The sequence below is a fragment of the Micromonospora sagamiensis genome, assembly GCF_014680085.1.
GTDB lineage: Bacteria > Actinomycetota > Actinomycetes > Mycobacteriales > Micromonosporaceae > Micromonospora > Micromonospora inyonensis.
This window is the reverse complement of the sequence record NZ_AP023438.1, coordinates 4,991,082-5,015,715: the sequence shown is the minus strand read 5'-3', so window position 1 is coordinate 5,015,715 and position 24,634 is coordinate 4,991,082. Positions and strand designations below refer to the sequence as shown.

Sequence of the window (24,634 nt, the reverse complement as noted above, 5' to 3'; positions counted from 1 at the left end):
CCGGGGGCCTGTCGTCCCGATCCTCATGCCCGACTCATACCGCTCTGCTGGTTCAGCCACAGGTCCAGCAGCTCGCCGAGATCCTCCACCAGGACATCCGGCTGAGCCTTGGCCAGCGCCGCAGCGGACGCCACGCCGCAGCCCACGCTGATGTGAAGGCCGATGCCGGCGGCGCGACTCGCCACGATGTCCGTCACGGTGTCCCCGACCGTGACGGTACGTCTCGTTGACACCCCCGCGCGCTCGCACAACGCGACGAGCATCTCGCTCTTCGCCGCCCCGGCCGGCCCCGCGCTGACGACGAGGCTGGGCGGGGGGCAGCCGAGCATCCTGAGCAGCTGCTCGACGACAGGTGCCTCCGCCCGCCTAGCCGTGCAGACCGCGATGGTCAGGCCGCACGCGCGGGCGAACTGCAGCAGGGCCAGCGCGCCGTCGTGCAGGGCGGGGGGCATCGACGATTCGTCGAACTGGTCCCAGAACAGCAGATCGAGGACCCCGACGTCGTCGGGCCGGAGAAATCCGAACATGTTCTCGTTCCGGGCGAGCGCATGCAGCGTCGGCGCGTCGACGTCGTAGCCGAACCGCGCGACGAAGCGGCTGACCTGCGCGATCAACTGCTCGGTGTGCGCTCGGAGAAGTGTCCCGTCGAGGTCCAGCACCAGCAGTTCGGCGTCGGCCAGACCGTCCTCCACCACCAGGCGTCGGGCCTGGCTCGCGAGGCGGTCGCCGAGCAGGCCGATGAATCGTTCGACGGCCCCGTCAGGTCGCCCGGACCCAGGCTCGCACAGGTCGACGCCCTGGGCGCTGACACCGGTGACCGGTACGAGTTCCGCGATCCGGTCTGCGGTCCGCAGTCCCAGCGCGACCGCGGTGAGCGTCGGGTTGACCACGGTTCCGGTAGGAAACACCGCTCCGCCGGCGATCCACAGGTTGTCCAGCCCGTGGAGTCGGCCGAACTCGTCCGTGGCCCCATGATCGGGGGACGTCGCCATTCTCGTCGTGCCGAGGTGGTGGCACGCACCCACGGTTCCGGCGGGCCACGAGGTGGAAGAGCAGGAACCGGTGACGACGCGACCCAGTCCGTGCGCGCGGAATGCCGCAGCCGTCGACTCCTCGAGCACCCGCAGCGCCCGGAGGTCGGCGGCGTGCAGGTTCCAGGCGATGTCCACCAGCCGCACGCCGTCGCTGTCCACGGCTTCCCGCAGGTGCAGACGGCTGTCCGGGTTCGGGAGCTGCTCCGTCCGGGCGAGGAGCGCGAGGGCGTTCGTCCCGGTCAGCGTGTGCGCGGTCAGGCTCGCCGCCGGCACCGCGTGTCGGTCCTGCGCCTCCGGAGTCAGGTGCAGCAGCATCCTGGCCGGCCCGTGCGCAGAGAATCCCGTCTCGAGCAGCGGTTCCAGGCGGGCGGTGTCCGCCTCGCGGAGCACGCCGAGCAGGGTGTGCGGGTGGTCGAGAAAGGAGCGGCCGACCCAGGCGTTGCCCAGGCCGAAGTGCATGAGGTGCCTGGCGGTCTCGATGGCGCCCATGGCGAGTACCGTGGCCCGGCTGCGCACGCGCACCCGCGTACCGTCCGAGCGGCGCACCAGCGCGGAGTGGATCGATCGAGAAGCGTTGTCGCCGTACAGTTCGACCAGCCGGCCGCCGTCGAGGTAGGAGAGACACTCCTCCCGCACGGCCAGCTGCCGCAGGTTGTCCAGGGCCAGGCCGTCCGGACTGAGGGCGTACACCCGGGGCACGAGACCGAGCGCGGCCATGTCGGGCAGGTCGTTCTGCCACGCCCCCTGCCAGGCCGCGATCGTGTATTCCGCAGCCACACCGAGATGCCGCGCCGCGTCGCGGTGAAAGCCGGCCAGGTCCGCCGACGCCACCGGCCAGCCGCTGCCGGACACCCAGCTGCGCTCACGGAGGTCCTCCTCGGCGAACGGCCGGCACAACCCGCGCCAGTGGCGCAGGGACCCGCCGAACCCCGAGCTTCGTGCCAGGTTGGTGGGCCAGTTGGCCAGGCCGACGTTGCGCGTCGGCGCGGCCGGGGCGGCAGCTTCGACGAGCATGGTCGCCACGCCCCTACGGGCGAGTCGGCACGCCAGCGAGACGCCCACGGGCCCGGCGCCGACGACCAGAACCCCGGTGTCGATGTCAGTGGTCATGATCCATCCCTAGCTACTCAGGTCCAAGGTCGCTTTGGACCGGGCTTGTCTCGCGAAGTACGCCAGGAACACGCAGGCAGCGGCACCGTAGGCGAACACCAGCAGCAGTTCGGTCGTCCAGGCCGCGGTCGTGACAGGTCGGCCGGCGATCACGTCCCGGATCGCGCGCAGGCCGTGGGTGAGAGGGAGCGCCTCGCCGAGCAGGGCGAGCACGCCTGACGTCTCGGCGGGGGTGAGGTTGACACCGCAGAGAAGCATCATGGCGTAGACGGCGACATTCGGGAGAAAGAACACGTCACGGAGATAGAGGCCGATGGCACCCAGTACGAGTCCGAACGCGCCGCAGGACGCGGACACCAGCAGGATGAGCAGCAGCAACGACGGTGTCGCCGACCACGACAGGCGCACACCCGTCGTCGCCATCGCCACGGTCATCATCAGGGCCGCCGAAGCGACGCCGGTGAGGACGGGTGGCAGCAGCCGTCCGCCGAATACCAGCAGCGGGTGGGCCGGCGCGGCCAGGACCGTGATCAGCGTGCCGTTCATGCGTTCGGCGGCGATCACGATGGTGGCCGCGTAGACCGACGCCCGCGCTGTCGTCTGGACCGCGTTGCCGACTGCGTAGAAGTCGGCGGGTTGGCTTCCGAGATACGCGCCGATGACGGTGAACACCGCCAGCTGCATCATCGGCCTGAGCACCAGGGTCGGCAGGATCAGGCGTCTGCTGAACCACTGGAAGAGGCCCTGGTAGGCGAGGAAGCCCCCCACCACGACGATTCGTAGTCCGTTCATGACAGCGGTAACGTGGCCCTTTCTCGAGCAAGTCTCTCCACACGTCGCAGGAGAAGGACGCTGAACAGCCAGTAGAGTGCGGTGACGATCGCGCAGGCGACGAGCGCCGACAGCGCGGCGGTGACGTCGCCGGCCACCGCCGCGCGGATCGATTTCATGCCCCACGCCGGACCCACCACCCAACTGACGGTGTCGACCCAGTCCGGCATGACGCCCAGCGGCACCCAGGCGCCGGTGAGGAGCCAGATCGGGTACTCGAAGATGTTGCTCACCGCGTGCGCTCGCGGGTACAGCACCAGGGACACCGACAGGACGAGACCGAGCGCCGCGGTGGAGAAGACACACGTGACCGCGGCGGCGACCAGCATCGTCGGCGATGCGACGTGCAGAGGCAGGCCGAGCGCCAGCCTGGCCCAGCCGAGTGTCGCGGCCATCGCGTAGATGCCGAGCGCAGAACTCGCCAGGGCGTTGGAGGCGAGCGCTGCCGACAACGGCAGGGGCGCGGCGACCACCGGCTCGAGCAGGCCGAACGAGCGCATGCGCCCGATCGCCGCGCCCGTGCCACTGAGCGTCGCCGCCCACATGCCCAGCACGGCGGCACCCAGGGTTGTCACTGTCGCGGCTGTGGCGTCCCGGACGTCTCCGGCCAGCCGGTGGGCGATGGTGGCAAGGATGACCGGAAGGATGACGGCGTCGAACAGGTAGAGCTTCGTGGTGGACATCTGACGGAAGTTGAGGATCCACGCCGTGGCCAGGAAACGGAGGAGAGTCATGACGCGTCGCGCGGGGCGCGGGACACGAGGGCCACGTACGCGTCCTCGAGGGTGGGATCGTGGGTCGTTATCCGGCCGATGCGGACCCTGCCCAGCGCCTGGATGACAGCCTGCAGGCAGTCGGCGTCCGGCTCGGTCCGCACCTGGATCAACTGCCGCGCGTCGACCGCGTCCACCTCGACGCTCGTCACGCCGGCAAGGCCGCGAATCGCGGCGATGCGCTCCGGTTCCAGCCCGTCGACTTCGATCTCGGTGACGCGGGGTATGCCCACGGCCCGCTTGACGGTGGACGGCGTGCCGGATGCGATGATCCTGCCACGGGCCAGCACGACGAGACGCTCGCACATCGCCTCGGCCTCGTGCATGTAATGGGTGGTCAGCAGGACTGTCTTCCCCTGCCGCGTCAGGCCGGCGGTGAGCTCGCGCAACTCGCGTGCGCCGACGGGGTCGATGCCGTTCGTCGGCTCGTCGAGGATGAGTACCTGCGGGTCGTGGACCAGGCTGCGTGCGATGTGGAGCCGCTGCTTCATGCCTCGGGAATAGACCTCCACCCTGTCCCGCGACCGCTCGCTCAGACCGACCTGTTCCAGGAGCTCCGGGATCCGTGTGCGCTGAACACGATGGGGCACTTCGTAGAGGTCGGCGAAGTAGGTGAGATTCTGCCTCGCGGTCAGCCGGTCGTAGAAACCCTTGTCGCCGCCGAGAACGTGGCCCACCCGGCGACGGACCTGCTTGACGTGGGTCGTCACGTCGTGGCCGAGTACCGACACGCGGCCACTGGTGGGGAGCAGGGTGGTCAGCAGTACCTTGATCGTCGTCGTCTTCCCGGCGCCGTTCGGGCCGAGGATGCCGAACAGTTCTCCACGCGCGACGGAGAAGGAGACGGAGTCGACGGCGCGCAGCGTGCTGCCGCCGCGGCGGTAGTCGCGAACGAGTTCATCCACTTCGATGTCGTTGGTCGCCACGGTGGTCGGCCTCTCGTTGCAGCTCGGCGAGTTCCACGGGATGTCCTGCTTCCCGGAGGTGCGACCGTCCGGCGTCGGTCCGGGGACGCAGCGGCGCCTCGGCGGTGCGCGCGGTGTGGCAGCTTCAGGGTCCGGAGTCGGCGGAGTCCAGCGTCCGCCGGTCGAGCTTGCCGTTGACGGTCAGGGGAAGCGTGTCCACGCCGACGAATCTGGTGGGCACCATGGCCGCGGGAAGCGCCGTCGCGCACCACCGCATGAGGTCCGGCTCGCGCACACCCGGCCCGCCGGACCACATGCAGTACGCGACGAGCCGAGCCTCGCCGCTCGCGCTCGGCGACAGGACGACCACGGCCGCGGTGATGGCCGGATGCCTCGTCAGCCGCTCCTCGATCTCGCCGAGTTCGATGCGGTGGCCCTGCACCTTCACCTGCCGGTCCCGACGGCCGAGGTACTCCAGTTCGCCGCTGTCCAGCATCCGCACCAGGTCGCCCGTGCGATAGAGCCGCAGTGCGCGCCCGCTGATGACGACGTCGACGAAGCGCTCGCTCGTCAAACCCGGCTGGTTCAGGTAACCCCGGGCCATGCCGGGCGTGCTGAAGTACAGCTCGCCCGGCGTGCCCGGCTCGACCGGCTCTCGGGAGTCGTCCAGCACGAAGACCTCGACGTCGAAGATCGGTCTGCCGATGGTGGCCACCAGCGGAGGCTCGCCGAGTAGGCAGGCCGTGACATCCTGCACGGCCTCCGTGGGTCCATAGACGTTGAGTAGCGGGACGTCGCTCAACGCGAACCAGCGCCGCGCCAGTGAGGTGGTCAGAGCCTCGCCGCCGCTGCGCAGCAACCGAAGTCGCGGGATGGCGAGCGCGACCGACGACGTCTCGGCATGCCGCACGAGGTAGTTGATCATGGAGGGAGTCAGCCACAGCACCGTGACGTCGCGGGCCCGGACGTAGTCCAGGAGACCGGCGGCGCTGTACTGACGGCCGCGCACCACCACCTCGGCACCCACCGACAGCGGAGCGAAGATCTGCCCCATCGACGACGCGAACGACAGTGACGCGAACTGCAGCATCACATCGTCCGCCGACAGGTCGTGGAGCCGGGCGGTCTTGATCGCATTGTCACGGAGGGCGTGGTGTTCGATCTCCACTCCCTTGGGCACACCGGTGGATCCCGAGGTGTAGAGGACGTAGGCGAGCTGGGTCGGCGGCGGCGCGACCGCAGGATCCGCCGCTGACGCCCTGCCGATCTCGCCCGCCTGCCGATCCAGGACGAGGCGTCGCACGGGCACGCCCCCCAACCGGTCGTCCAGGTCGCCGTGTGTCACCAGCATCGACGGCCGCGCGTCGTCGATCATGAAGCGGATCCGCTCGTCGGGATACTGCGGATCGAGCGGCACGCAGGCGCCGCCCGCCTTGAGGATCCCGAGCAGGGCGACGATCATGTCGGCGCCGCGGTGCGTGTAGACGCCGACCGGCGCCCCGTGCGTCAGGCCGCGCTCCGACAACGTGTTCGCCAACCGGTTGGCCCGGTCGTTCAGCTCCCGGTACGACAGAGACCCGTGTTCCCAGCTCACGGCGGTGCGCTCGGGGTGCTGGTCAGCACTTCGGGCCACGAGCTCCACGACGGTCATGCCTGCTCCTGCCTCTCGTCCGACGCCCTCCTGCCTGCGACGTGCACCATGGCCGCGCGCCGTCGCTCCGGTGCCAGAGCGCCGCAGCGTGCCGGCACGCTATTCCACGCCCGCCAGAAGTGCGGCCAGTGCGGCCAGCAGGTCGTCGAGGAAGGCCCGCACGTCGGCGACGGGGAACCGTTCGACCGGGAACATGCAGATCAGGCTGAAGTGGTCGTCAGCCTCCAACTCCATGCACAGCAGCATGCGGGGCAGTTCCTTCGCCACCGTCTCGCAGGACTCGGTGCCGGGCGCGCTGTCGGTGGGACGTGGGGCGTGCGGGAACGGGTTGAAGTTGAGGTCGACGGTCGGCTGCTCCGCGACCGTCGTCCCGGTACCGTCGGCGAAGAGCTGCCGGAGGTATTCCCGCGGCGTCGCCTGCCACATCAGCACCTGGCGCCAGCCGGCCGCGGCCAGGGGCACGGCGCGAACCGGGTCGGCCAGTCCGGGGCCCTTCACCCTGACCGGAACGAGGCTCGACATCCATCCGTACGTGGTGAGGAACGGGGCCGGTCTGCCCAGGGTCATCGTACGAACCGTCACGTCTTCGGCCTCGGCATGGCGCGAGATCGCCGACGCGACGGCCGCCAGGTAGAGGATGAACGGGGTCACCCGCGAACGGGCGGCGGACCTGCGCAGCATCTCCGAGGAGAGGAACAGTTTCCGCCGGATCCTGCAGTAGCTCTTCCCCAGCGGTTCGTCGGTGCGGAACCGGAAGCCGGGCGCCCATTCGGGGGCCGAGCCGTCGAGGTACCGACGCCAGAACTCACTCGCCGGGGTCACGCGCCCGCGGGCGCCCATGGGGAACTGCTCGTGTTGCCACCTGAGCCAGTCGACGTACGACCCGGCGGTGGACGGCCCCGACGGTGATCCCAGCGCGTCGGTGAGCTCGGCCCGGAAGAGGTCGAGGCTGCGTCCGTCGGCGACGTGGTGATCGAACACGCCGCACAGGGTGCGTCTGCGTCCCCCGGCCGGACCGGGCCGTTCGACGACGGTGGCGGTCCACAGCGGTCCGCCGTCCTGCCCGAAACGTCTTCCGGCACAGTCCCTGACCAGCGCGTGGAACTCCTCGTCCGAGTCGACGACCTCGTGACGCAGCGGAATGACCGGTTCCGGCGCGAAGAGCGTGTGTCCGCCGGCATCGAGGGACACCTGCGTGATCCGGAGCGCCGCCTGGCGTGCGGCGACGTCGTACAGTCTCCGTGCCACGTGCCCGGTTTCCATGCCGTCCGGCAGATCAACCAGGACATCGAGATTGGACAACGGTTGCCGATACGTGAGCCGGGTGTGCTGCTGCCACGAGATAGGGCCGCGCACCGGCGACCCGGCCGCTCCGGGAATCACCCACCCGTCCCTTCGCCGTCGTCGGTCCGCGCTTCTCCCGGGCGGCAGGAAAACGGAGTCCGCGAGAGGCTCATCGCGAGAACCCGGCATCCGGCAACCGGCATTCATCAGCACCTTTCGGACGGCTGGCCCGGCCACACGCCGCCAGCAGGGCACCGAAAGAGCCGTCGACGAACAACCCCTCCAAGGACAGCTCGACATCCAGCTCACGCTCCACCTGAGCGAGCAACATCATGGCGAGCATGGAGTCTCCGCCACAGGCGAAGAAGTCGTCGTCTAGGTGAACATCGGCCGTGCCGAGGATGTCACACCACGCCTCGGCAACGGTTTCCTCCACTGTGTTGTCCATCCCCCGTACCCTTCTGGACTTTCTGCGGCTCATTCCGCCACAACGCCACTCGTCTGTCAATCCCCCGGGGCACCACAGGGTCTTTCGTGGAGCGTGGTCGCGGCTCGCTGACACCTCAGCTCGCGGCGCACCCGACACCGCCCGAGGCCCGGCCGGAATCGATCCCGGGTTGACACACCTGCGGTTCCACCGCCGCCGAAATCGGGCTCGAATCCGGTGCCGATCGGGCTCGACGTGCCGGGTGCGCACCCCCGACACCGTCGTCACCATGCCCCACCATCAGGGTCTTCACCTGCGGTTTCATCTCCGCCCAAACTGACGCCTCCCCCAATCTAGAACACTCTCGTCAATGTCTGTTATCGTTTCGTTACCTACCGGGACCGTCCCCGACTGCGAACCGAGTTACCGTCGAACCCGGTCGCCCGAAAAATAGCTTCGGGTCGATGACACGGGGGAGGTGGAAAATGTCGATCAAGGCTGCCAAGAAGTCGTGGCGTCGGCCGCAGTGGCGTGCTCGTAACGTCCGTACGCACTGCTAGTCCCTGAGTACGGTGCCGCAGGCGACTGCCCGGCACATCGGTTGAATCGGTTGCCTGCGGCACTGTCGGGCAGAGTCTGTCGCCCCACCGGGGGCGCGACCATCACGGGTAAGAACACGGGGATCCACTCATGCAGAACTTCGCCATCGCAGACCACGTTGTCTGCCGCCAGACCAACACCGACCTCCGGATGCTCTTCGATCGCCAGAAGGGCGTCATGTACGAGTTGAACGAGACGGCATCCAGTGTGGTCGCCATTCTCGAACGGTCCGCCACCACGGCCGAGCAGATCTCCGAGGAACTCTCCGAGGAGTTCGACGCCCCCCGGGACGAAATCCGCGCGAGCGTCGACGAGATGCTGTCGGACTTCGAAAACGCCGGGCTGGTGATTCGCCAATGAGCACACTGTCCGAGCCTGCGGATTTCCAACTTCCGGAGCTGAAGATCCCGATCCTCGTACAGTTGGGGTTGACGTACCGCTGCAATCTGAAGTGCTCGCACTGCTACGCGCTCTACCGCCGGGACCGTAACGAGTTCACCTTCGACGAGCTGCGCAAGCTCACCCAGGATCTGTACGCAGCCGGGGCTGCCGCCGTCGTCTACTCGCACGGTGAGAACATGATTCGCCGGGACTTCCACGACGTCGCTGCGCTCTTCCGTGACCTGCACTTCTACCAGACGCTCATGCTGAACGGCTACTACGTCCGCCAGCCGGCGGACGCCCAGCGGCTGGTCGATGCCGGCATCAACCGTTGCATGATCTCCATCGACAGCGTCGATCCCGAGGTGCACGACCGGGTCCGCGGCAAGGCGGGCGCCTTCGACACGGCCATGCGGGCGGCCGATCTCCTCCTCGACACCTCGATGGACACGGTCGGCTTCTCGTCCACCATCGACCGGCACAACTACGACGACATCGAGGGCATCGTCCAACTCGCTCTCGACCGGGGCGTGCACGCGATCAGCTTCATGCAGAACCGGTACAACCTGCGCGACATCTTCGACCGGGCGCTCTGGCGCCGCTACGAGGAGGTCTGCGCGGAGATCTACGAGATCATGCTGCGGTATCGCGGCAGACTGGACATCTACACGCATGACCCGTTCATGCTGACGCTGCTGGATCAGCGCCTGGACGACAACGCCGCCCGGGACGCCTTCATCGGCGCGAACCTCTGCAACGTGGGCACGAGCATGGTGTCGATCGACCCGGTGGGCAATGTGACCGGCTGCAACTTCATCTCCGAGGCCGTCGGCAATCTGCGTGAGGAACCCTTCGCCGTCATCTGGGACCGGCTGGTCGACAAGTACTCCGACACGCGCCAGCCGCCGACCGGCGCCTGCTCGGGATGCGGCGTGCTGTCCGCCTGCATGGGAGGCTGCAAGGCCTTCCACTACATCGGCAAGTACGACGAGCGGTGCGGCGAGACCCGGTTCGGCGAGAGGCACCCCCATGGCCTGCCGGTGGCCGCGGTGGAACAGATCGTCCCCGATCGCCCCGCCGGAGCGTTCCTCGGCATGCCGCGCGTCGGCGTCCGTCCGCCCACCGCGGGAGCGTGAGTCGTGCGCGTGCTCTTCGTCAATCCGCACTACCCGCACGACCCCTTCACGTTGCTGCTGCACCCGCCGCTCTGCTACGCCTACATGTCGACACATCTCAAGGCCGCCGGTCACGAGGTGCGCCACGCGGATCTGCCGTTCCTCGGCAACACGCTCGACGCGCTGGGCCCGATACTGGCGGACTACCGGCCCGACCTGGTCGGGGTCACCTCGGTGGCTCAGTCGTACTGTCAGGCGCTGGAGATCGCAGCAGCGGTCAAGAACAGCGGTGTCGATGCGAAGGTCGTGTTCGGTGGGCCTCACGTGACGTTCCTGCCCACCGAATGCCTGACCCGGCACGCCGACGTCGACTACGTCCTGCTCTACGACGCCGAGCAGTCGATCGTGGAGTTGTGTGCGGCGATCGGCCCGGGGCGGGCGGAGGAAGCGGCGTTGCGGAAGGTGTCCGGGCTGGCCTTCCGCACGGATGCGGGCAGTGTCGCGCTCACCCCGCCCGCGCCGCCGCTCATGGCACTCGACGAGCTGGGCCGGCCGGACCGGTCGATCTTCGACCTCGCGCCCTATCTGGCCTACGACTACGAGACGGTCGTGATGACCGCGCGCGGATGTCCGAGCCGCTGTACGTTCTGCTCGACCACGATCGCCGGCCGCAAACCACGGTGGAACTCGCCCGTCCACGTCGTCGACGAGATGGAGGAGGTCGCTGAACTCGGCTTCCAGTCGATCTTCTTCGGTGACGACACCTTCTCCGGCGATCCCAAGCGGGCCATCGCCATCTCGGCGGAGATCCGCGCCCGTGGCCTCGACCTGCCATGGACCAGCAACATGCGGGCCCAGGACGCCAAACCCGCAGTGCTGGAGGCGATGCGCGAGGCGGGCGCGTACCGCGTGTTCATGGGCTTCGAGTCGATCCAGAAGGCCACGCTACGTCTGATCAAGAAGGGGGCCACCCCGGAGCGCATGATCGAGAAGGCCAGGCTCGTCATGGACGCGGGACTGGAACTGCACGCGTCGTTCATCATCGGGGCACCCGGGGACACCGACGAGACGCTGGCCGCGACGCTGGACTACATCCGTCTGCTCAACCCCACCGTGGCCACGTTCAACGTCATGGAACCGCGGCCGGGGACGGACGTGTTCAGCCGGCCGGAGCAGTACGGCATCGAGATCCCGGACCGGTACTGGTACGAGTCGACCGGCTGGCTGTACGAGCCGGTGTGTCGTACGACGACGCTCACCTCGACACAGATCCGTGACTGGGTCGACCAGTGCTACATGGAGTTCTGCAGCCCCGACTTCCGGGCGCCGGAGCGCCTGGCGACGCTGGACGACGCGACCAGCCAGTGGCGTTCGTCCGGCCTGGTCGAGCCGGTGGCGGGATGATCCGAGTAGGGGTGGTGGGCGGCGGGATAGCCGGTAGATCCCACCTCTTCGATCTGCTCTGCTGCCCCGGGTTCGAGCCCGTCGCGGTGTGCACCACGTCCGTCGGCTCCGCGACCCGGGTCGCACGCGAGTTCGGGGTCGGATCGGCGTACAGCGACGTCGCGGCGATGATCGCGCAGGAGCGAATGGACGGCCTGGTGGTCGCCGTGCCACCCGGGGCCGGCGACCGCGTGCTGCCGGTGGCGGCCGGTTGCGGCCTGCCGCTGGTCATCGACAAGCCGGGCGCTGCGTCGCCCGCCGTGCTGCGAAACGTCCTGGCGACGTACCCCGGACTCACCGGCCGGACGGTGGTGTCGTACAACCGCAGGTACCAGGCGCACGTGCGGGCATTGCGGTCGCTGCTCGCCGACGGGAGCCTGGGCGCCCTCCAGCGCGTGCACTGCACCTGGACCGGACCGTTTCGCGATCGGTACGCCAGCGGCGACACCTACCGCGGATCGGTGAGGTTCGGCGGCGGCGTGCTGCTCGACACCGTGTGCCATGTCGTCGACACGCTGCTCTTCCTGGGCCTGGGTCCCCTGGAGGTGAAGCGGGCGCGGCTCGACAGGGGCAGCCGGCCCGCCGACGTGGCGGCCGAGGTCCGTCTCCGCGGTGGCGGCGGGCGCGTGTCGGTGACGCTGAGCGTCGGTGAGGGCCCAGAGCACTGGGAGATCGTGGTCGAGGGCTCGGCGGGGCGGGCGCACCTGGTGGCGGCTGGACTCACCGTGCAGACCCCGGCGGGTGCCCGACACGTCGACGGCGTCGACCTCGGGCGCCCGGTCGAGGATCTGGGGCGGGCCGAACGCCTCGGCGCTACCGTCGAGGAGGCCGAAGAGGTGCTCCGTGTGCTCGAGCACATCCGGGCCGCCGCGACCGCACGGCCCTGGTTGCCACCGCGGGCCAAGGCGCTCGGCCGGCTCAACGGGGCCTGCTGACCCAGGGACCACCGGCGACGGCGATTCGCCGGAAACGCCCTCCTGGTCGACGTGCCCCCGGACCAGCCTGCGGGCGGTCCACGCCGAGTCAGCCGCCCGGGTTCGCATCAGTGACCACTACGAAGAGGAACATGATGGGCAAACTTCACCGACTGGACGGCCTCGTTCGGCACGTCCTGAACCAGGCGCCATGTCAGGTCTTCATCGAGACGGGCACCTTCCACGGCGAGAGCCTGGAGTACGCCGCAAGGCTGCCCTTCGACCGGATCCACTCGATCGAACTCTCCCCGCAGCTGCACAGGGCCGCCGCCGACCGGTTCGCGTACGACAACCGGATCACCGTGCACCACGGCGACTCGGCCCGCGTCCTGCCCGAGGTGCTCGCCGGACTGCACGAGCCCGCATTGATCTGGCTCGACGCACACTACTGCTTCCTGGACAGCGCACGGGGTCCCGTGGACTGTCCCCTGCTGGAAGAGGTCGAGGCGATCGTCGCGCACGAGCGTGCCGCCGGGCTCGAGCACATCGTCCTCATCGACGACTACCACATCTTCGGCACGTCTCCCTCCTCGCCATGGCTGGTGGGCGACGACATCACCTTCGTCCCCGAGGCGGACTGGAGCGACATCACCCCGGAGCGGGTTCGCGCGGGCTTCTGCGGCGGGAAGCAGTTCCACGTCTGGGCGGACACGCTGTTCGCCCTTCCCACCTGGATTCAGACGGCCGACGTCGCGATACCGCGCGACCCGTTCGCTGAGGCCCGTCCCGTTGCCGGTTGACCGGTCGGCCCTCCCGCCGGCCGACGTCGCGGCGGTGGCTGACGACATCGCCACGGCCCTGGCCGGGCAGGCTCCCATCGGCCGGCTCACGGCGCTGGAACAACGCTGGTCGTGGGAACTGCTGGTCGAGGCGACCCGGGTCGCGGTGATGCGGCCGGTGTGGCGGCTGCCCGGCGACGAGCCGGCCGGCCTGGTGACCGGAAGCGGTGGGGTTGGCTATCGACTGCCCAACGTGTCCACGCTGGCCGCGTTGACCGCGTCCTGCGCTCCCGGGGTCCGGGTGGTGAAGCCGGGTTCACGGTCCAGCCGGTCCAAGGACGTCGGCCCTGGCGGACTTGCCGCCAGGGTGGGCCTGCCGGTGGCGGACTCGCCGGCCGCGGTCAGTCGCGCCCTGGCCGGCGAGCAGTTCGCGCTGCTCGACACCGACCACCTCTATCCGTGGCTGCGGCTGCCCGAGGTGTTCACCGTTCCGTACCTCGCGGAGGCCATGCACCGAGCGTCCTTCCTGCCGTGTTCGGCGGTGTGGAAGGTCAACGGGGTCGTCGAGCCGGACGTCGGCGTGCACGTCGAACGATGCCGCGGTTCCGAGGTGAGCCGGACTCTGGTCGTCCGTGGCAGCACCGACCTGCCCGACTTCGTCATCGACGACGTCAGCACCTGCGGCACCACGTCGATGATCTCCATTTCGGAAGCGACGTACGAGACATGGTCCGTCGAACCGGAGGACGTCGGCCTGCCGCGGGTGGCCGCCGCAGATCTGATCGTGGCGCGGTCGACCCGGGTCGAGGAGCTGTTCGCTGCGATTCTGCTGGGTGATGCGCCTGCCTCACTCATCCAGCTCGTGGCCATGTCTGCCGGTGCCGTGCTGCTACAGGCGGGTGCTGTGGACACCCTGGCGGAAGGCTGCGCGACCGGCCTGGAGCTGCTGGGTTCCGGAGTGGTCGCCGCCAAGCTGAGCCGGCTTCGGCAAGGCTGACCGGACGGCGACGCCCGGTGGCGCAGGCCGACGGCCCGCAAGGCCCGCGCCGCCAGCGGACGACCGGCGGCGTACCGTCGGGGTCGTGGGTGAGGGCGACGGCCGGGACTGGCGGGAGCAACGACAGCGTGCGGTGCGGGCGCACGCCGCCGCGGACGAACGGCGACGCGCCGCCGAGCGGGCCGAGGCCGCCGATCTGGTCGCCGGGTTCGTCGCCGAGGCGATCCGGCGCGGACTGCGGCCGACCCCGCTGGTGGCCGGTTCCTACTCCGGCGGCGGGCGGTACCGCACCGGCCTGACCGGCTGGTACGTCGACCGTGCCGCGACGCGGGCGGTGGACGTCGAGGGGCGGTTCTACCTGCTGACCGTGCCGGGTGGCCTGCGGGCCCGGCTGTTCGGGGCGACGCCGCGCCCGCACCCCGCCCCGCTGATCGTCGGGGAGGGCGGCCGGGACGGTGACTCCGTCCCGCTGCGGGAACTGCTCAGCCGACGGCTCGACGCGGGCGACGACTGGCCGTGACCGGTCCGGTGGCGCGTCGGGCCACCCGCCACCACCAGAACTGCTGCACGGCCAGGGTGAGCAGCCCGGACACCACGATCGCGCAGATGTTGATCAGAAGTTGCAGCATCGAGCCGCCCGCCTCGTGCCACACCCCGTAGGCCAGGGCGACCGCCGCGTTCGCGGCGGCCGGCACCGTGGTCACCGAGATCAGCACGCCGACCAGGCTGCCGGACTTCTTCGAGGTGAGCGAGAGCATGCCGGCGACCCCGGCGAGCAGACCGACCACCCAGGAGAGGGCGTCGGGACGCCAGATGAAGTCGGTCACCGGCCGCTCGGCGAGCAGCATCCCCCGGTCGACCAGGCCGGCGGCGGTCAGCGCCCAGGTGCTCAGGATGGTGAGCACGATCGCGATCAGGAAGCCGACCACCAGGGCCTGCACCGACCGGGCGATGATCCGGGGCTTGCGGCGCAGCAGGGCGACGCAGAGCGCGGCGAGCGGCCCGAATTCGGGGCCGACCACCATCGCGCCGACGATCAGGATGGGCTGGTCCAGCAGCACCGCGATGCCGGAGAGCATGGTGGCCACGACGATCAGCACCAGATAGGTGCCCGACAGTTCGGTCTGCTCGCCGGTCTTGGCGGCGATCTCGTCCCAGACGACGGCGTCGTCGGCGTGCCCCGGGGCCTCCCGGGCGGCCCGCTCGGCGGCCGAGGAGAGGGTCAGCTCGACGTCGTCGGCGCTGACCCCGCCCCGGGCCTCCACGCCGAGTTCCTGGAGGCGGTGCAACACGTGGTCGGCGCTCTCCCGGACCACGTCGCAGAGGATCAGGTCGCCGGCCGGCTGGCGGGCGGCTCCCGGCAGGACGGCCAGGTGGGCCACGCCCGGGTCGGCGGCGAGCAGATCGGCCACCGCCTCGGACCGGTCGGCCGGTGCGATGATCCTCAAGTGCAGCACGGACGGGCTCCCTGCGGTCGGGCGGCGTACCTGCCGCCGGCCGCAGCACTCTACCCGTCAGGGGTCACATCCGACGCGTCAAGAATCGGCGGTCGGAACGGCCGAGACGGCGTAGCAGTTCATCCGCCGGCCCTCCCGGGTGGCGTACTCCCCCACCAGGGTCCATCCGGCCCGGCGGTAGAAGGCGTTGACCGGGTCGTTGCCCTCGGCGTCGGTGGTCAGGTAGGCGTCGTCCACCCCGCGTTCCCGTACCCGTCGCCACCACGCGTCGATCAGCTGCCGGCCCCGGCCACCGCCGGCCACCGCCGGGTCGACGCAGATCGAGCTGAGCAGCGCCCCACGCGCCGCCACCGGGACGTCCCCCCGGTACGCGATGCCGCGTACCAGGCGCCCGACGGCGCGCGGGTCGCGCAGGGCGGGACGGACGGCGGCGACGGCCATCCGGTGGCCGCGCCGACGCAGCAGCCGGCGGAAGAAGCCGTCGGGCGTGACGGTGCCGACCACGACCCCGACCAGCCGGCCGTCCTCGCCCCGCGACACCACGGTGACCGCGTCCGGGTCGTCGACGAACCCGGCGTAGAACTCGCGCAGGAACGGCGCGCCGAGGCTGGACAGGAAGAACCGGGGGAAGGCCCGCAGGTGCAGGTCAGCCGCGGCGGGCACGTCGTCGTCGGCCAGCGCGGCGAGGTCGACCAGGTCGGCTCCGGTCATCGACGCCGCCCGGTCGCCACGGCCGCCCGCAGCGCCTCCTCGATCCGGGCGACCCCGGCGGCGACGGAGAAGGTCCGCTCGTAGTACTCCCGGCCCGCCGCGCCCAGCAGGTGCAGCTTCTGCCGACCGAGCTGGCAGGACTCGCGGATGGCGGCGGCCACCGAGCCGGGGTCGCCGGGTCGGGCGGTGATCCCCGCGCCGCTGTCCCGCGCCACCGTGGTGGCATCCCCCTCCGCCGCCACCAGCAGGGCCCGACCGGCGGCGAGGGTGGCCTGCACCTTGCTCGGCATGGTGTACGCCGACATGCCGCCCGGCCGGAGACCGACGTAGTGGACGTCGCCCGCGGCCATCAGGGCGGGCATCCGTTCCCGGGGCAGCCGGCCGAGGAAGCGGAGGTTGGTCAGGCCGAGCGTCGAGGCGCGGTCCCGCAGCCGCCGCTCGGCCGTGCCGGAGCCGGCGACCAGGCAGAGCAACCGGGGGTCGTCGACCAGGGCACACGCGTCGACCAGCACGTCGAGGCCCTGCGCCTCGCCGAGGGTGCCCGCGTAGACCAGCACCACCCGGTCCGCCGAGATGCCGAGTTCGGCGCGCAGGTCGGGAGCCGGGGGCGTCGGGGTCTCGTCCGCCCACATCGGAATATGCACGAGTTTCTCCTCCGGCACGCCACGCCGGGCCAGCAGTTCGCCGACGCCGGGCGAGATGTAGGCGACCCGGGCGGCGGCCCGGTACATCGCCGCGCACCAGGTGTGCATCGCCCGTTCGGCGAGCGGACGCCCACGGCGTCCGGCGTCGAGGAAGCCGCTGGCCCGGACGCTGTCCGGCCACAGGTCCAACACGTGCAGCACCACCGGCACCCGGTGGGCGTACCGGACGAACCACATCGGCGCGGCGACGGTGATCGGCGAGTTGCTCACCCAGAGCGCGTCGAGGTCGCGTAACGCGGGTGTGCCGGAGACGAGCGCGGAGGCGGCGAACGAGCCGTAGGTGGCCAGCCGGCGCAGGGCCGAACCATCGTGGCTGGGGTAGAGCGCCACCCGCCGGACGTGGACGCCGTCGGCGACCTCGTCGGCGCGACGGGTGATCCGGTGACCGGGGGCGAGCCGGCCGGTGGGCCAGTTCGGAAAACCGGTGAGCACCTGCACGTCGTGGCCCCGGGCGACCAGGCCACGGGCGAGGACGCCGGGCAGTGCGGCCGGACCGGGCTCCGGGTCGAACCACTGGCTGAGCAGGCCGAGCCGCATACCCTCACCTCACTGCCAAAAATGGTGCAATAAGCCGGAATAGCCCACCTAACGGACAGGCGCAGTTTATCCTCAGTCGCAGCAATTGGTGCGTAAATCGCATAACAGGAGGACCGGGATGCAGGACCGCACTCTTCCCTTCGCGCTGCCGGACGTCGGAGAGGCGGAGATCGCCGCCGTCACGTCGGCGATCCGGTCCGGCTGGCTCTCCAGCGGTCCGCTCGTGCGCGAGTTCGAGGAGCGGTTCGCCGCGTACTGCGGACCCGGCCTCACCGCCGTCGCGATGAACTCGGCGACCGCCGGCCTGCACCTGGCGCTGGAGGCCCTGGGGGTGGGCCCCGGCACGGAGGTCCTCGTGCCGACCTGGACCTTCACCGCCACCGCCGAGGTCGTGGTGCACGTCGGTGCGGTCCCGGTCCTGGTGGACGTCGACCCGGCGACCCTGAACATCGACCTCGACGACGCCGCGCGCAAGGTCACCGGACGCACCGTCGCCGTCCTGCCGGTGCACTTCGCCGGCCAGCCGGTCGACGCCACCCGGCTGCACGAGTTCGCCCGCCGGCACGGCGTGGCCGTGGTCGAGGACGCCGCGCACGCCTTCCCCGCCGCCAGTGGCGGTGTCCCGGTGGGTGCCGGCCCGACCGCCGCCACCGTCTTCAGCTTCTACGCCACCAAGACCATCACCACCGGCGAGGGTGGCATGCTGGTCACCCGGGATCCCGACCTCGCCCGACGGGCCCGGGTGATGCGGTTGCACGGTTTCGACCGGGACGGCTTCGACCGCTACCGCAGCGACCGGCCCGCCTGGCGGTACGACGTGGTCGAGGCCGGATTCAAGAACAACCTGACCGACCCGGCGGCGGCGATGGGGCTGGTGCAGCTCGCCCGCGCCGAGTCGATGCGGCGGCGACGGGAGGAGATCGCCGGCCGCTACCGGGCGGCGTTCGCCGGCCTGCCGCTGGACCCGCCCCCGCCCGCCCCGGAGCGGGACGTGCACGCCTGGCACCTCTTCGTGGTCCGGCTACGTCCGGACGCCCCGGTCGACCGGGACCGGTTCATCACCGAGATGTCCCGGCTCGGCGTCGGGTGCAGCGTCCACTTCATCCCGCTGCACCAGCACACCCACTGGCGTCGTCGGCTCGCGCTGACCGACGACATGTTCCCCGTCGCGAGCCGCGAGTTCGAGCGGGTGGTCAGCCTGCCGCTCTTCTCGGCGATGGACGACGACCAGGTGGATCTCGTCATCCGTACCGTCAGCAAGGTCCTGCAATGATCAAACGAGGTTTCGACATCGTCGCCGCGGCGGTGGGGCTGGTGCTCTGCGCCCCGCTGCTGCTCGTGATCGCCGTGGCGATCCGGTGGGAGGACGGCGGGCCGGTGCTGTTCCGGCAGGAGCGCACCGGTCGGCGTGGCCGGCCCTTCCACATCCACAAGTTCCGCACCATGCGCGCCGCACCGGGCCCGGAGGTCACCGCCGACGGCGACGACCGGATCACCCGCGTCGGCCGGCTCCTGCGGGCCAGCAAGCTCGACGAGTTGCCGCAGCTCTACGACGTGCTGCTCGGCCGGATGAGCCTGGTCGGCCCCCGTCCGGAGGTCCGGCGCTACGTCGACCACTGGCCGTCGGTGGCGCGCTGGCGCATCCTGTCGGTCCGGCCGGGCATCACCGACCCGGCGTCGATCGCCTACCGCGACGAGTCGGCGGAGCTGGCCCGCGCGGACCGGCCGGAGGAGTACTACGTCTCGGTGGTGCTGCCGCGCAAGGTGGAACTCTACGTGCGGTACGTCGAGACCCGCAGCTTCCTCGGCGACCTGCTGATCCTCGCCCGTACGGTGCAGGCGGTCCTGGGCCGCTGAGCCCCGCCGGGCCGGACGCCACGCGGACAACCCCGCCGACCGGAGTGGGTCGGCGGGGTTGTCGGTGTTCGCGGGCAGCTGGACGGTCAGCCGGCCAGGGCGGGGGCCGGCTCGGGGGCCGGCTGCCCGACCGGCTCGGGCCAGGTGTCGGGGCGGCCCGGGTCGAAGACCTCGTTGGTCCAGAAGAGCGTGAGCAGGTCGTCCGGGCCGGTGTTGACGATGTGGTGCGCCCACATGGTCGGCATGTCCACCACCACCGGCTCGGCACCGCTGACCGGGAAGCGGACCACCGTGTCGTCGCCGACCCGGCGGAGCCGGATCTCCGCCGAGCCCCGGAGCACGCAGAACCGCTCCAGCTTGGCCAGGTGGAAGTGCTCCCCGCGTACCGCTGCGGGGCGGGTGGTGGAGCAGAAGGTCTGTCCCCCACCACCGTGCACCTTCACCGTCTCGACCAGCTCACCCCGGGCGTCGGCCCGCCGGGTCAGCGGCACCGGGTAGTGCGCCGGGAAGCAGTGCGACCGGTAGGTGTTGAACAGCCGCACCGCGTGCCGGTCCGGCAGGTCGGGGACCTCCCCCGTGTGGTAGGTGCCCGCGAAGCCGGTGAGCAGCGCGGCCAGGTCCCGCACCCCGATGCGCAACCCGGGCATGCCGGCGTCCCACGGGTGGCCGGCGGGAGCGCCGAGCAGCCGGGCCGCCGCGTCGGTGACGTGCACCAGGGTCAGCTCGCGGTCGTCGTGCACCTCGGGCCGGCCGCCCTCGGCGAGCAGCCGGCAGAAGGTGGCCACCACCGAGTTGTAGTACGGCAGGCCGTGCTCGCCGTACAGGTTGGGCAGGCGCAGGTCGACCAGGTCGGGGCGGACGGCCGCGAGGGTGGCCGCGGCGACGGCCTTCGCGTCACCGTACGGGGTGCCGTTGCCGGCCTGCACGGAGTTGGCGTAGACCACGGCAGCGGGTGGCTCCGGACAGCGTTCCAGGCCCCGGGCCAGGGCGGCGGCCAGCCGGACGTTGCCGGCGGCGACCTCCGCCGGGTCGCCCCGGTTGACCCCGGCCAGGTGCAGCAGCCGGTCCACGCCGGCGATCCGGGTGGCCACGGTCGCCGGGTCGGTCAGGTCGGCGCGGGTGAGCACGACCGGCTCCGGCCAGCCGAGCGCCCGGGCGAGCACCCGGACGTGCCAGCCGAGGAAACCACCCGCCCCGGTGACCGCGACCCTCACCATGCCAGCACCGGATCCCGCAGCGCCAGCTCCGCGCGGATCTCGGGGAGCGTGCGGAGCAGGTCCACGATCTGCGGTACGCCCAACCGGGGCGCGTTGGCCGAGGTGAAGTCCTCGGCCGGGGAGCCGCCGAGGTCACCCTCGGTGACGTACCGCGCGTAGTTGAGGTCACGCACGTCGACCGGCACCCGGAAGAAGTCGCCGAAGTCGTCGGCCCGGGCGAGTTCCTCCCGGCTGGCGAGGGTCTCGTCCTGCTTCTCGCCGTGCCGTACGCCGATCATCTCGATCTTGGCCGGGACGTCGAAGAGCTGGCAGACGGCCTCGGCGAGGTCGCCGATGGTGCACGCCACCGCCTTGCGGACGAACACGTCACCGGGGCGCGCGTGGGTGAAGGCGTGCTCGACCAGCTCGACCGAGTCCTCCAACGACATCAGGAACCGGGTCATCGCCGGATTGGTGACCGTCGGCGCGCGCCCGGCCCGGATCTGCTCGACGAAGAGCGGGATCACCGAGCCCCGGGAGTACATGACGTTGCCGTACCGGACGCAGGAAACGGTGGTCCGGCTGCGCGGGTTGTTGCGGGCGTACGCCTGGGCGACCTTCTCCATCAGCGCCTTGCTGATGCCCATGGCGTTCACCGGGTGGACCGCCTTGTCCGTGCTGAGCAGCACGACCGACCCGACGCCGTGGCGGTCCGCCGCCTCGATCACGTTGGCGCTGCCCAGGACGTTGGTCCGGACCGCCTCCAGGGGGAAGAACTCGCAGGACGGCACCTGTTTGAGCGCGGCGGCGTGGAAGACGTGGTCGACGTCGCGGGTGGCGTTCAGGACGGAGTCGAGGTCCCGGACGTCACCGACGTGGTAGCGGACCCGGTCGTCGCCGAGCATCCGGCGCATGGCGTCCTGTTTGGCCTCGTCCCGGCTGAGCACCCGGATCTCGGCGACATCCCGGTCGAGCAGGCGTCGCACCATCGTCCGTCCGAAGGAGCCGGTACCACCGGTGATCAACACCCGGCACCCGGCAGGCAACACGGTCACGCGGAGCCCCCGTTTCGTCGTTTCCCACATGTCGTGACACCTGGCTCAACGACCACTGAAAACACGAAGAAACGCATAATGGGGCAAATTGCCTGAACCGGAGTCGGGTTGACGGACGGTAGACCCGGCGTGGACGGAGCCGGCCATAACGTGTCGTCGACGGGGACCGACTCCGTCCGGCCCCCTCCCGACGAAGGAGGATCGATGTTCAACGCCGCTGACTTCGGTGCCAGCCCGGCCGCGTCCTGGACGGTGAACCGGAACGCGTTCCAGGCCGCCCACGACGCGGCCCGGAACGCCGGAGGCGGCGAGGTCACCGCACCGCCCGGCGTCTACCAGGTGAAGGGCGTCGTCCAGGACGGCGGGGTGGGGTTCGTCATGCCCGGGGTGACCCTGCGCAGCCCCGACGGACAACTACCCGAGGTGCTCGCCACCCGGGTCGTCACCACCACCGGCTCGACCACGGCCGGCGGCCGGCAGCTCATCGTGGCTTCCAGCACCGGTATCCGGGTGGACGCGGTGATCGCCGTCCAGGCTGCCGGCGGCATCCTCGACACCCAGTTCACCCGCCTGGTCCAGCCGATCACCGCGACGCAGGACAGCGGCATCGCACTGGCCTCCACCACCGGGTTCCCCACGGCCGGCACCCTCCAGGTGGACAGCGAACTGCTCACCTACACCGGGTTGGACGGCGCGACGTTGACCGGCGTCACCCGTGGCGCGTACGGGACGCCTCCCGCCGCGCACACCACGACGAGCCGCATCGGCGTCGCCCGCCGGTTGTACGCCCTCGTCCTCGGGGTGGTCGGCACGACGGTCACCATCGACACACCCGCCCTGATCGGCGCTGCCGGGGTGGCCGTCTCGGTCGGCTGCGTCCGGCCCGCCCTCACCGGTCTCACCGTCGACGGGAACAAGGTCTGGGGCGGTGCGGCCCGCTCCCTCTTCGCCGTCTCCTGGCCCCAGGTCCGGTGGGGACGGGTGGAGAACGTCATCGTGCGCAACGCCGAGAACGGCTTCGCGCTCACCCGGGGGGCCAGCGACTGCACGCTGGTGGACCTGCACCTCCACGACTGCGGCACACCGGAGACGGCCAAGGGCAGCGCGCTCTGGATGTACCAGGGATGCCGCCGCAACCGGGCCCGTGGCGCGTGCGTCACCGGATCGACCTGGACGGCCGTCTACCTCGACGACCGCACCACGACGGCCCAGGAGGGCTGGGACGGCCCGAACGACGACAACGTGATCTCCGACTTCACCGTCAGGATCACCGAATCCCGGGCCCCCGCCCTGGCGGTGGTCGGGGGAAGCCACAACCGGTTCGTCACCGGCACGGTCTCCAGCCCCGGCTACGGCGTCTCCCTGAGCAACGGGACGCAGGGCACCACCGCCGACGGCTCGGTGGCCCCCTGCCGGGGCAACGAGATCGCGGGCATCGCCTTCCGGGTCCGCTTCGGCTGGATCCTCGAAGCACCGGGCAACAGCCTGCACGACTGCTACGTCGCCGCCGGCGCGGAAGGCGTCGGCAGCAACGCCGGAAACAACCTGGTGTACGCGGTCAGTCCCACCCCCGGCGCCACGCCACGTCTCTGACCACTACGACCGGTTCGCGGTGACCGAGGTGGACCCGACGACCTGACCGGGCACCCCACCCGCCCGGCCCACCAGGTCGCGGACGAGCGCACGCAGTCGCGGCGCGCACGTCCGTTCCCAGGACAACTCGTCCCGGGCCCGCGCGGCGGCCCGGTTCACCGCCTCGCAGGTCGCCTCGGCGTCGGCGATGAGGTCGGTGATCGCCCGGGCGAAGCGGTCGGGGCGGGCCGGGGGCACGCAGCGCCCCGCCGCGGAGCGCTCGACGAAGTGCCGCGCGGCCGGCAGGTCGGAGGTCACCACCGCCAGGCCCATGATGGCGTACTCGTAGAACTTGGAGTTGACCGAGAGCCGCGCCTCCCCCACGTCCTGCATCAGGGACAGGCCGATCCCGCAGGTGGCCAGCAGGTCGGCCACCTCGTGCGCCGGGACCGGGTCCAGCATCCGCAGGTTGGCCGGGCGGCCCGCCCGCTCCACCGCCTCGCCGAACCGCCGCCGGGCCGCCTCGCTGGGGAACCGGGAGACGGCCAGGACCTCCACCTCGGGCGCCAGCCGCCGCAACTCCACCGCCAGGCCGACGAGCACGTCCGCCCCGTAGTCGGTGGTCAGGCTGCCGGTGTGCACGACCCGGCGCAACAGGTCCGGCGTGAGCGGCCGGGGCGGCCGGGCGAAGGCGTCGACCGACGGATAGTTCGGGGTGGCCACGGCGGGCAGGCCGAGCGCCCGGAACCGGTCAGCCAGTTGCTCGCTGACCGCGTTGGCGCCCCCGAGCCGGCCGGCGTAGTACTGCTCCACGCCGGCCACCAGTCGCCGGCCGGCGTCCTGCACGAACGAGGGCGCGGTGAACCGCTGCGAGTAGTACTCGGGGTAGTACTCGTGGACGTCGTACAGCACCGGCCGACCGGTACGGCGGGACCAGCGCCGGGCGTGCGGCAGCAGGTAGTAGTCGTGGATGTGCCACAGGTCGGCAGGAACCCGTTCGGCGGCCCGGACGACGGCCGGCACCAGCCGCAACCGCTGCCGCGCCGAGGTCGGCTCGGGCAGGCGGGTCTCCCGTACCCGGGGGTGGGGACGGGACTCGCCCGGCTCACCCCCGAGCCAGATCAGGTGGACGTCGAAGCCGTCGTCCAGCACCGCCTGGGCGCAGCGGAGCACCCGCCGGTCGCCGACCGGGTGGACGGTGGGCACGCACACCGTCCGGTTGACCGTGGCCACCGCCGGTGCCCGCAGCCGCCAGTGCGCGGTCGTGATCATGTCTGCGTCGACGATCATGGTTCCTCCGT

General features: G+C 70.8%; 23 protein-coding genes. 10 read left to right on the top strand and 13 right to left on the bottom strand.

Annotated elements, in window-relative coordinates:
• Positions 1-23: 23 nt before the first annotated feature.
• The 7 genes from IGA62_RS22130 to IGA62_RS22100 form a co-directional block, all read right to left on the bottom strand.
• On the bottom strand, positions 24-2,144 hold the full coding sequence (locus tag IGA62_RS22130; RefSeq protein WP_145819023.1) for a GMC oxidoreductase: 2,121 nt from the start codon (positions 2,142-2,144) through the stop codon (positions 24-26).
• Positions 2,145-2,153: 9 nt separating this feature from the next.
• Positions 2,154-2,936 carry an ABC transporter permease gene (locus tag IGA62_RS22125; protein WP_145819024.1) on the bottom strand — a complete coding sequence of 261 codons (783 nt, stop codon included), beginning with the start codon at positions 2,934-2,936 and terminating at the stop codon, positions 2,154-2,156.
• Positions 2,933-3,709, bottom strand: a complete 777-nt coding sequence (locus tag IGA62_RS22120) for an ABC transporter permease (RefSeq protein WP_145819025.1) — start codon at positions 3,707-3,709, stop codon at positions 2,933-2,935. Before IGA62_RS22120 ends, IGA62_RS22125 begins: the two co-directional genes overlap by 4 nt.
• On the bottom strand, positions 3,706-4,674 hold the full coding sequence (locus IGA62_RS22115; protein WP_145819026.1) for an ABC transporter ATP-binding protein: 969 nt from the start codon (positions 4,672-4,674) through the stop codon (positions 3,706-3,708). Before IGA62_RS22115 ends, IGA62_RS22120 begins: the two co-directional genes overlap by 4 nt.
• A 124-nt stretch (positions 4,675-4,798) precedes the next feature.
• Positions 4,799-6,304: an amino acid adenylation domain-containing protein gene (locus IGA62_RS22110; protein WP_145819027.1), complete on the bottom strand. Its 1,506-nt coding sequence runs from the start codon at positions 6,302-6,304 to the stop codon at positions 4,799-4,801.
• 99 nt (positions 6,305-6,403) lie between these two features.
• Positions 6,404-7,552 (bottom strand): condensation domain-containing protein, encoded by a 1,149-nt coding sequence (locus IGA62_RS22105; protein WP_190289195.1) that lies wholly within the window; start codon positions 7,550-7,552, stop codon positions 6,404-6,406.
• 205 nt (positions 7,553-7,757) lie between these two features.
• On the bottom strand, positions 7,758-8,036 hold the full coding sequence (locus IGA62_RS22100; protein WP_186499956.1) for a phosphopantetheine-binding protein: 279 nt from the start codon (positions 8,034-8,036) through the stop codon (positions 7,758-7,760).
• Positions 8,037-8,705: 669 nt separating this feature from the next.
• Here IGA62_RS22100 and IGA62_RS22095 point away from each other — a divergent pair.
• From IGA62_RS22095 to IGA62_RS22065, 7 genes are all read left to right on the top strand, one after another.
• Positions 8,706-8,975, top strand: a complete 270-nt coding sequence (locus tag IGA62_RS22095) for an HPr-rel-A system PqqD family peptide chaperone (RefSeq protein ID WP_145819030.1) — start codon at positions 8,706-8,708, stop codon at positions 8,973-8,975.
• Complete coding sequence (locus IGA62_RS22090; RefSeq protein WP_145819031.1) at positions 8,972-10,132, top strand: radical SAM/SPASM domain-containing protein; 1,161 nt, start codon at positions 8,972-8,974, stop codon at positions 10,130-10,132. The genes IGA62_RS22095 and IGA62_RS22090 overlap by 4 nt, the downstream gene beginning before the upstream one ends.
• Positions 10,133-10,135: 3 nt before the next feature.
• Positions 10,136-11,515: a B12-binding domain-containing radical SAM protein gene (locus tag IGA62_RS22085; protein ID WP_145819032.1), complete on the top strand. Its 1,380-nt coding sequence runs from the start codon at positions 10,136-10,138 to the stop codon at positions 11,513-11,515.
• A complete protein-coding gene (locus tag IGA62_RS22080; RefSeq protein WP_145819033.1) occupies positions 11,512-12,489 on the top strand; it encodes a Gfo/Idh/MocA family protein in 978 nt (325 codons plus the stop codon). The genes IGA62_RS22085 and IGA62_RS22080 overlap by 4 nt, the downstream gene beginning before the upstream one ends.
• Positions 12,490-12,620: 131 nt before the next feature.
• Positions 12,621-13,268, top strand: a complete 648-nt coding sequence (locus IGA62_RS22075) for a class I SAM-dependent methyltransferase (protein WP_145819034.1) — start codon at positions 12,621-12,623, stop codon at positions 13,266-13,268.
• A 34-nt stretch (positions 13,269-13,302) separates the two neighbouring features.
• Positions 13,303-14,244, top strand: coding sequence for a hypothetical protein (locus IGA62_RS22070; protein ID WP_145819035.1), 942 nt, complete (start codon positions 13,303-13,305; stop codon positions 14,242-14,244).
• An 85-nt stretch (positions 14,245-14,329) separates the two neighbouring features.
• Positions 14,330-14,764, top strand: coding sequence for a hypothetical protein (locus IGA62_RS22065; RefSeq protein WP_091462926.1), 435 nt, complete (start codon positions 14,330-14,332; stop codon positions 14,762-14,764).
• Here the strand turns inward: IGA62_RS22065 and IGA62_RS22060 are convergent.
• The 3 genes from IGA62_RS22060 to IGA62_RS22050 all read right to left on the bottom strand — a co-directional run bounded on the left by IGA62_RS22060 (position 14,727) and on the right by IGA62_RS22050 (position 17,653).
• On the bottom strand, positions 14,727-15,701 hold the full coding sequence (locus tag IGA62_RS22060; protein WP_145819036.1) for a DUF389 domain-containing protein: 975 nt from the start codon (positions 15,699-15,701) through the stop codon (positions 14,727-14,729). The genes IGA62_RS22065 and IGA62_RS22060 overlap by 38 nt on opposite strands.
• A gap of 78 nt (positions 15,702-15,779) precedes the next feature.
• Positions 15,780-16,412, bottom strand: coding sequence for a GNAT family N-acetyltransferase (locus tag IGA62_RS22055; protein ID WP_145819037.1), 633 nt, complete (start codon positions 16,410-16,412; stop codon positions 15,780-15,782).
• Positions 16,409-17,653: a glycosyltransferase family 4 protein gene (locus IGA62_RS22050; protein ID WP_145819038.1), complete on the bottom strand. Its 1,245-nt coding sequence runs from the start codon at positions 17,651-17,653 to the stop codon at positions 16,409-16,411. The genes IGA62_RS22055 and IGA62_RS22050 overlap by 4 nt, the downstream gene beginning before the upstream one ends.
• Before the next feature lie 118 nt (positions 17,654-17,771).
• Between IGA62_RS22050 and IGA62_RS22045 the strand changes: the two genes are divergently transcribed.
• Together IGA62_RS22045 and IGA62_RS22040 are read left to right on the top strand one after the other, a co-directional pair.
• The gene (locus tag IGA62_RS22045; protein WP_145819039.1) at positions 17,772-18,926 is read left to right on the top strand and encodes a DegT/DnrJ/EryC1/StrS family aminotransferase; all 1,155 of its coding nucleotides are present in this window, start codon (positions 17,772-17,774) and stop codon (positions 18,924-18,926) included.
• Positions 18,923-19,510 carry a sugar transferase gene (locus IGA62_RS22040; RefSeq protein WP_091462931.1) on the top strand — a complete coding sequence of 196 codons (588 nt, stop codon included), beginning with the start codon at positions 18,923-18,925 and terminating at the stop codon, positions 19,508-19,510. Before IGA62_RS22045 ends, IGA62_RS22040 begins: the two co-directional genes overlap by 4 nt.
• A gap of 86 nt (positions 19,511-19,596) precedes the next feature.
• Here IGA62_RS22040 and IGA62_RS22035 read toward each other — a convergent pair whose 3' ends face one another.
• Together IGA62_RS22035 and IGA62_RS22030 are read right to left on the bottom strand one after the other, a co-directional pair.
• Positions 19,597-20,727: a polysaccharide biosynthesis C-terminal domain-containing protein gene (locus tag IGA62_RS22035; protein WP_145819040.1), complete on the bottom strand. Its 1,131-nt coding sequence runs from the start codon at positions 20,725-20,727 to the stop codon at positions 19,597-19,599.
• Entirely contained in the window at positions 20,721-21,761 is a 1,041-nt protein-coding gene (locus tag IGA62_RS22030; RefSeq protein ID WP_269780457.1) for a polysaccharide biosynthesis protein, read from the bottom strand. Before IGA62_RS22030 ends, IGA62_RS22035 begins: the two co-directional genes overlap by 7 nt.
• A gap of 204 nt (positions 21,762-21,965) precedes the next feature.
• Between IGA62_RS22030 and IGA62_RS22025 the strand changes: the two genes are divergently transcribed.
• On the top strand, positions 21,966-23,354 hold the full coding sequence (locus IGA62_RS22025) for a hypothetical protein (protein WP_145819042.1): 1,389 nt from the start codon (positions 21,966-21,968) through the stop codon (positions 23,352-23,354).
• Between the two features lie 3 nt (positions 23,355-23,357).
• Here IGA62_RS22025 and IGA62_RS22020 read toward each other — a convergent pair whose 3' ends face one another.
• A complete protein-coding gene (locus IGA62_RS22020; RefSeq protein WP_145819043.1) occupies positions 23,358-24,623 on the bottom strand; it encodes a glycosyltransferase family 4 protein in 1,266 nt (421 codons plus the stop codon).
• Positions 24,624-24,634: the final 11 nt, after the last annotated feature.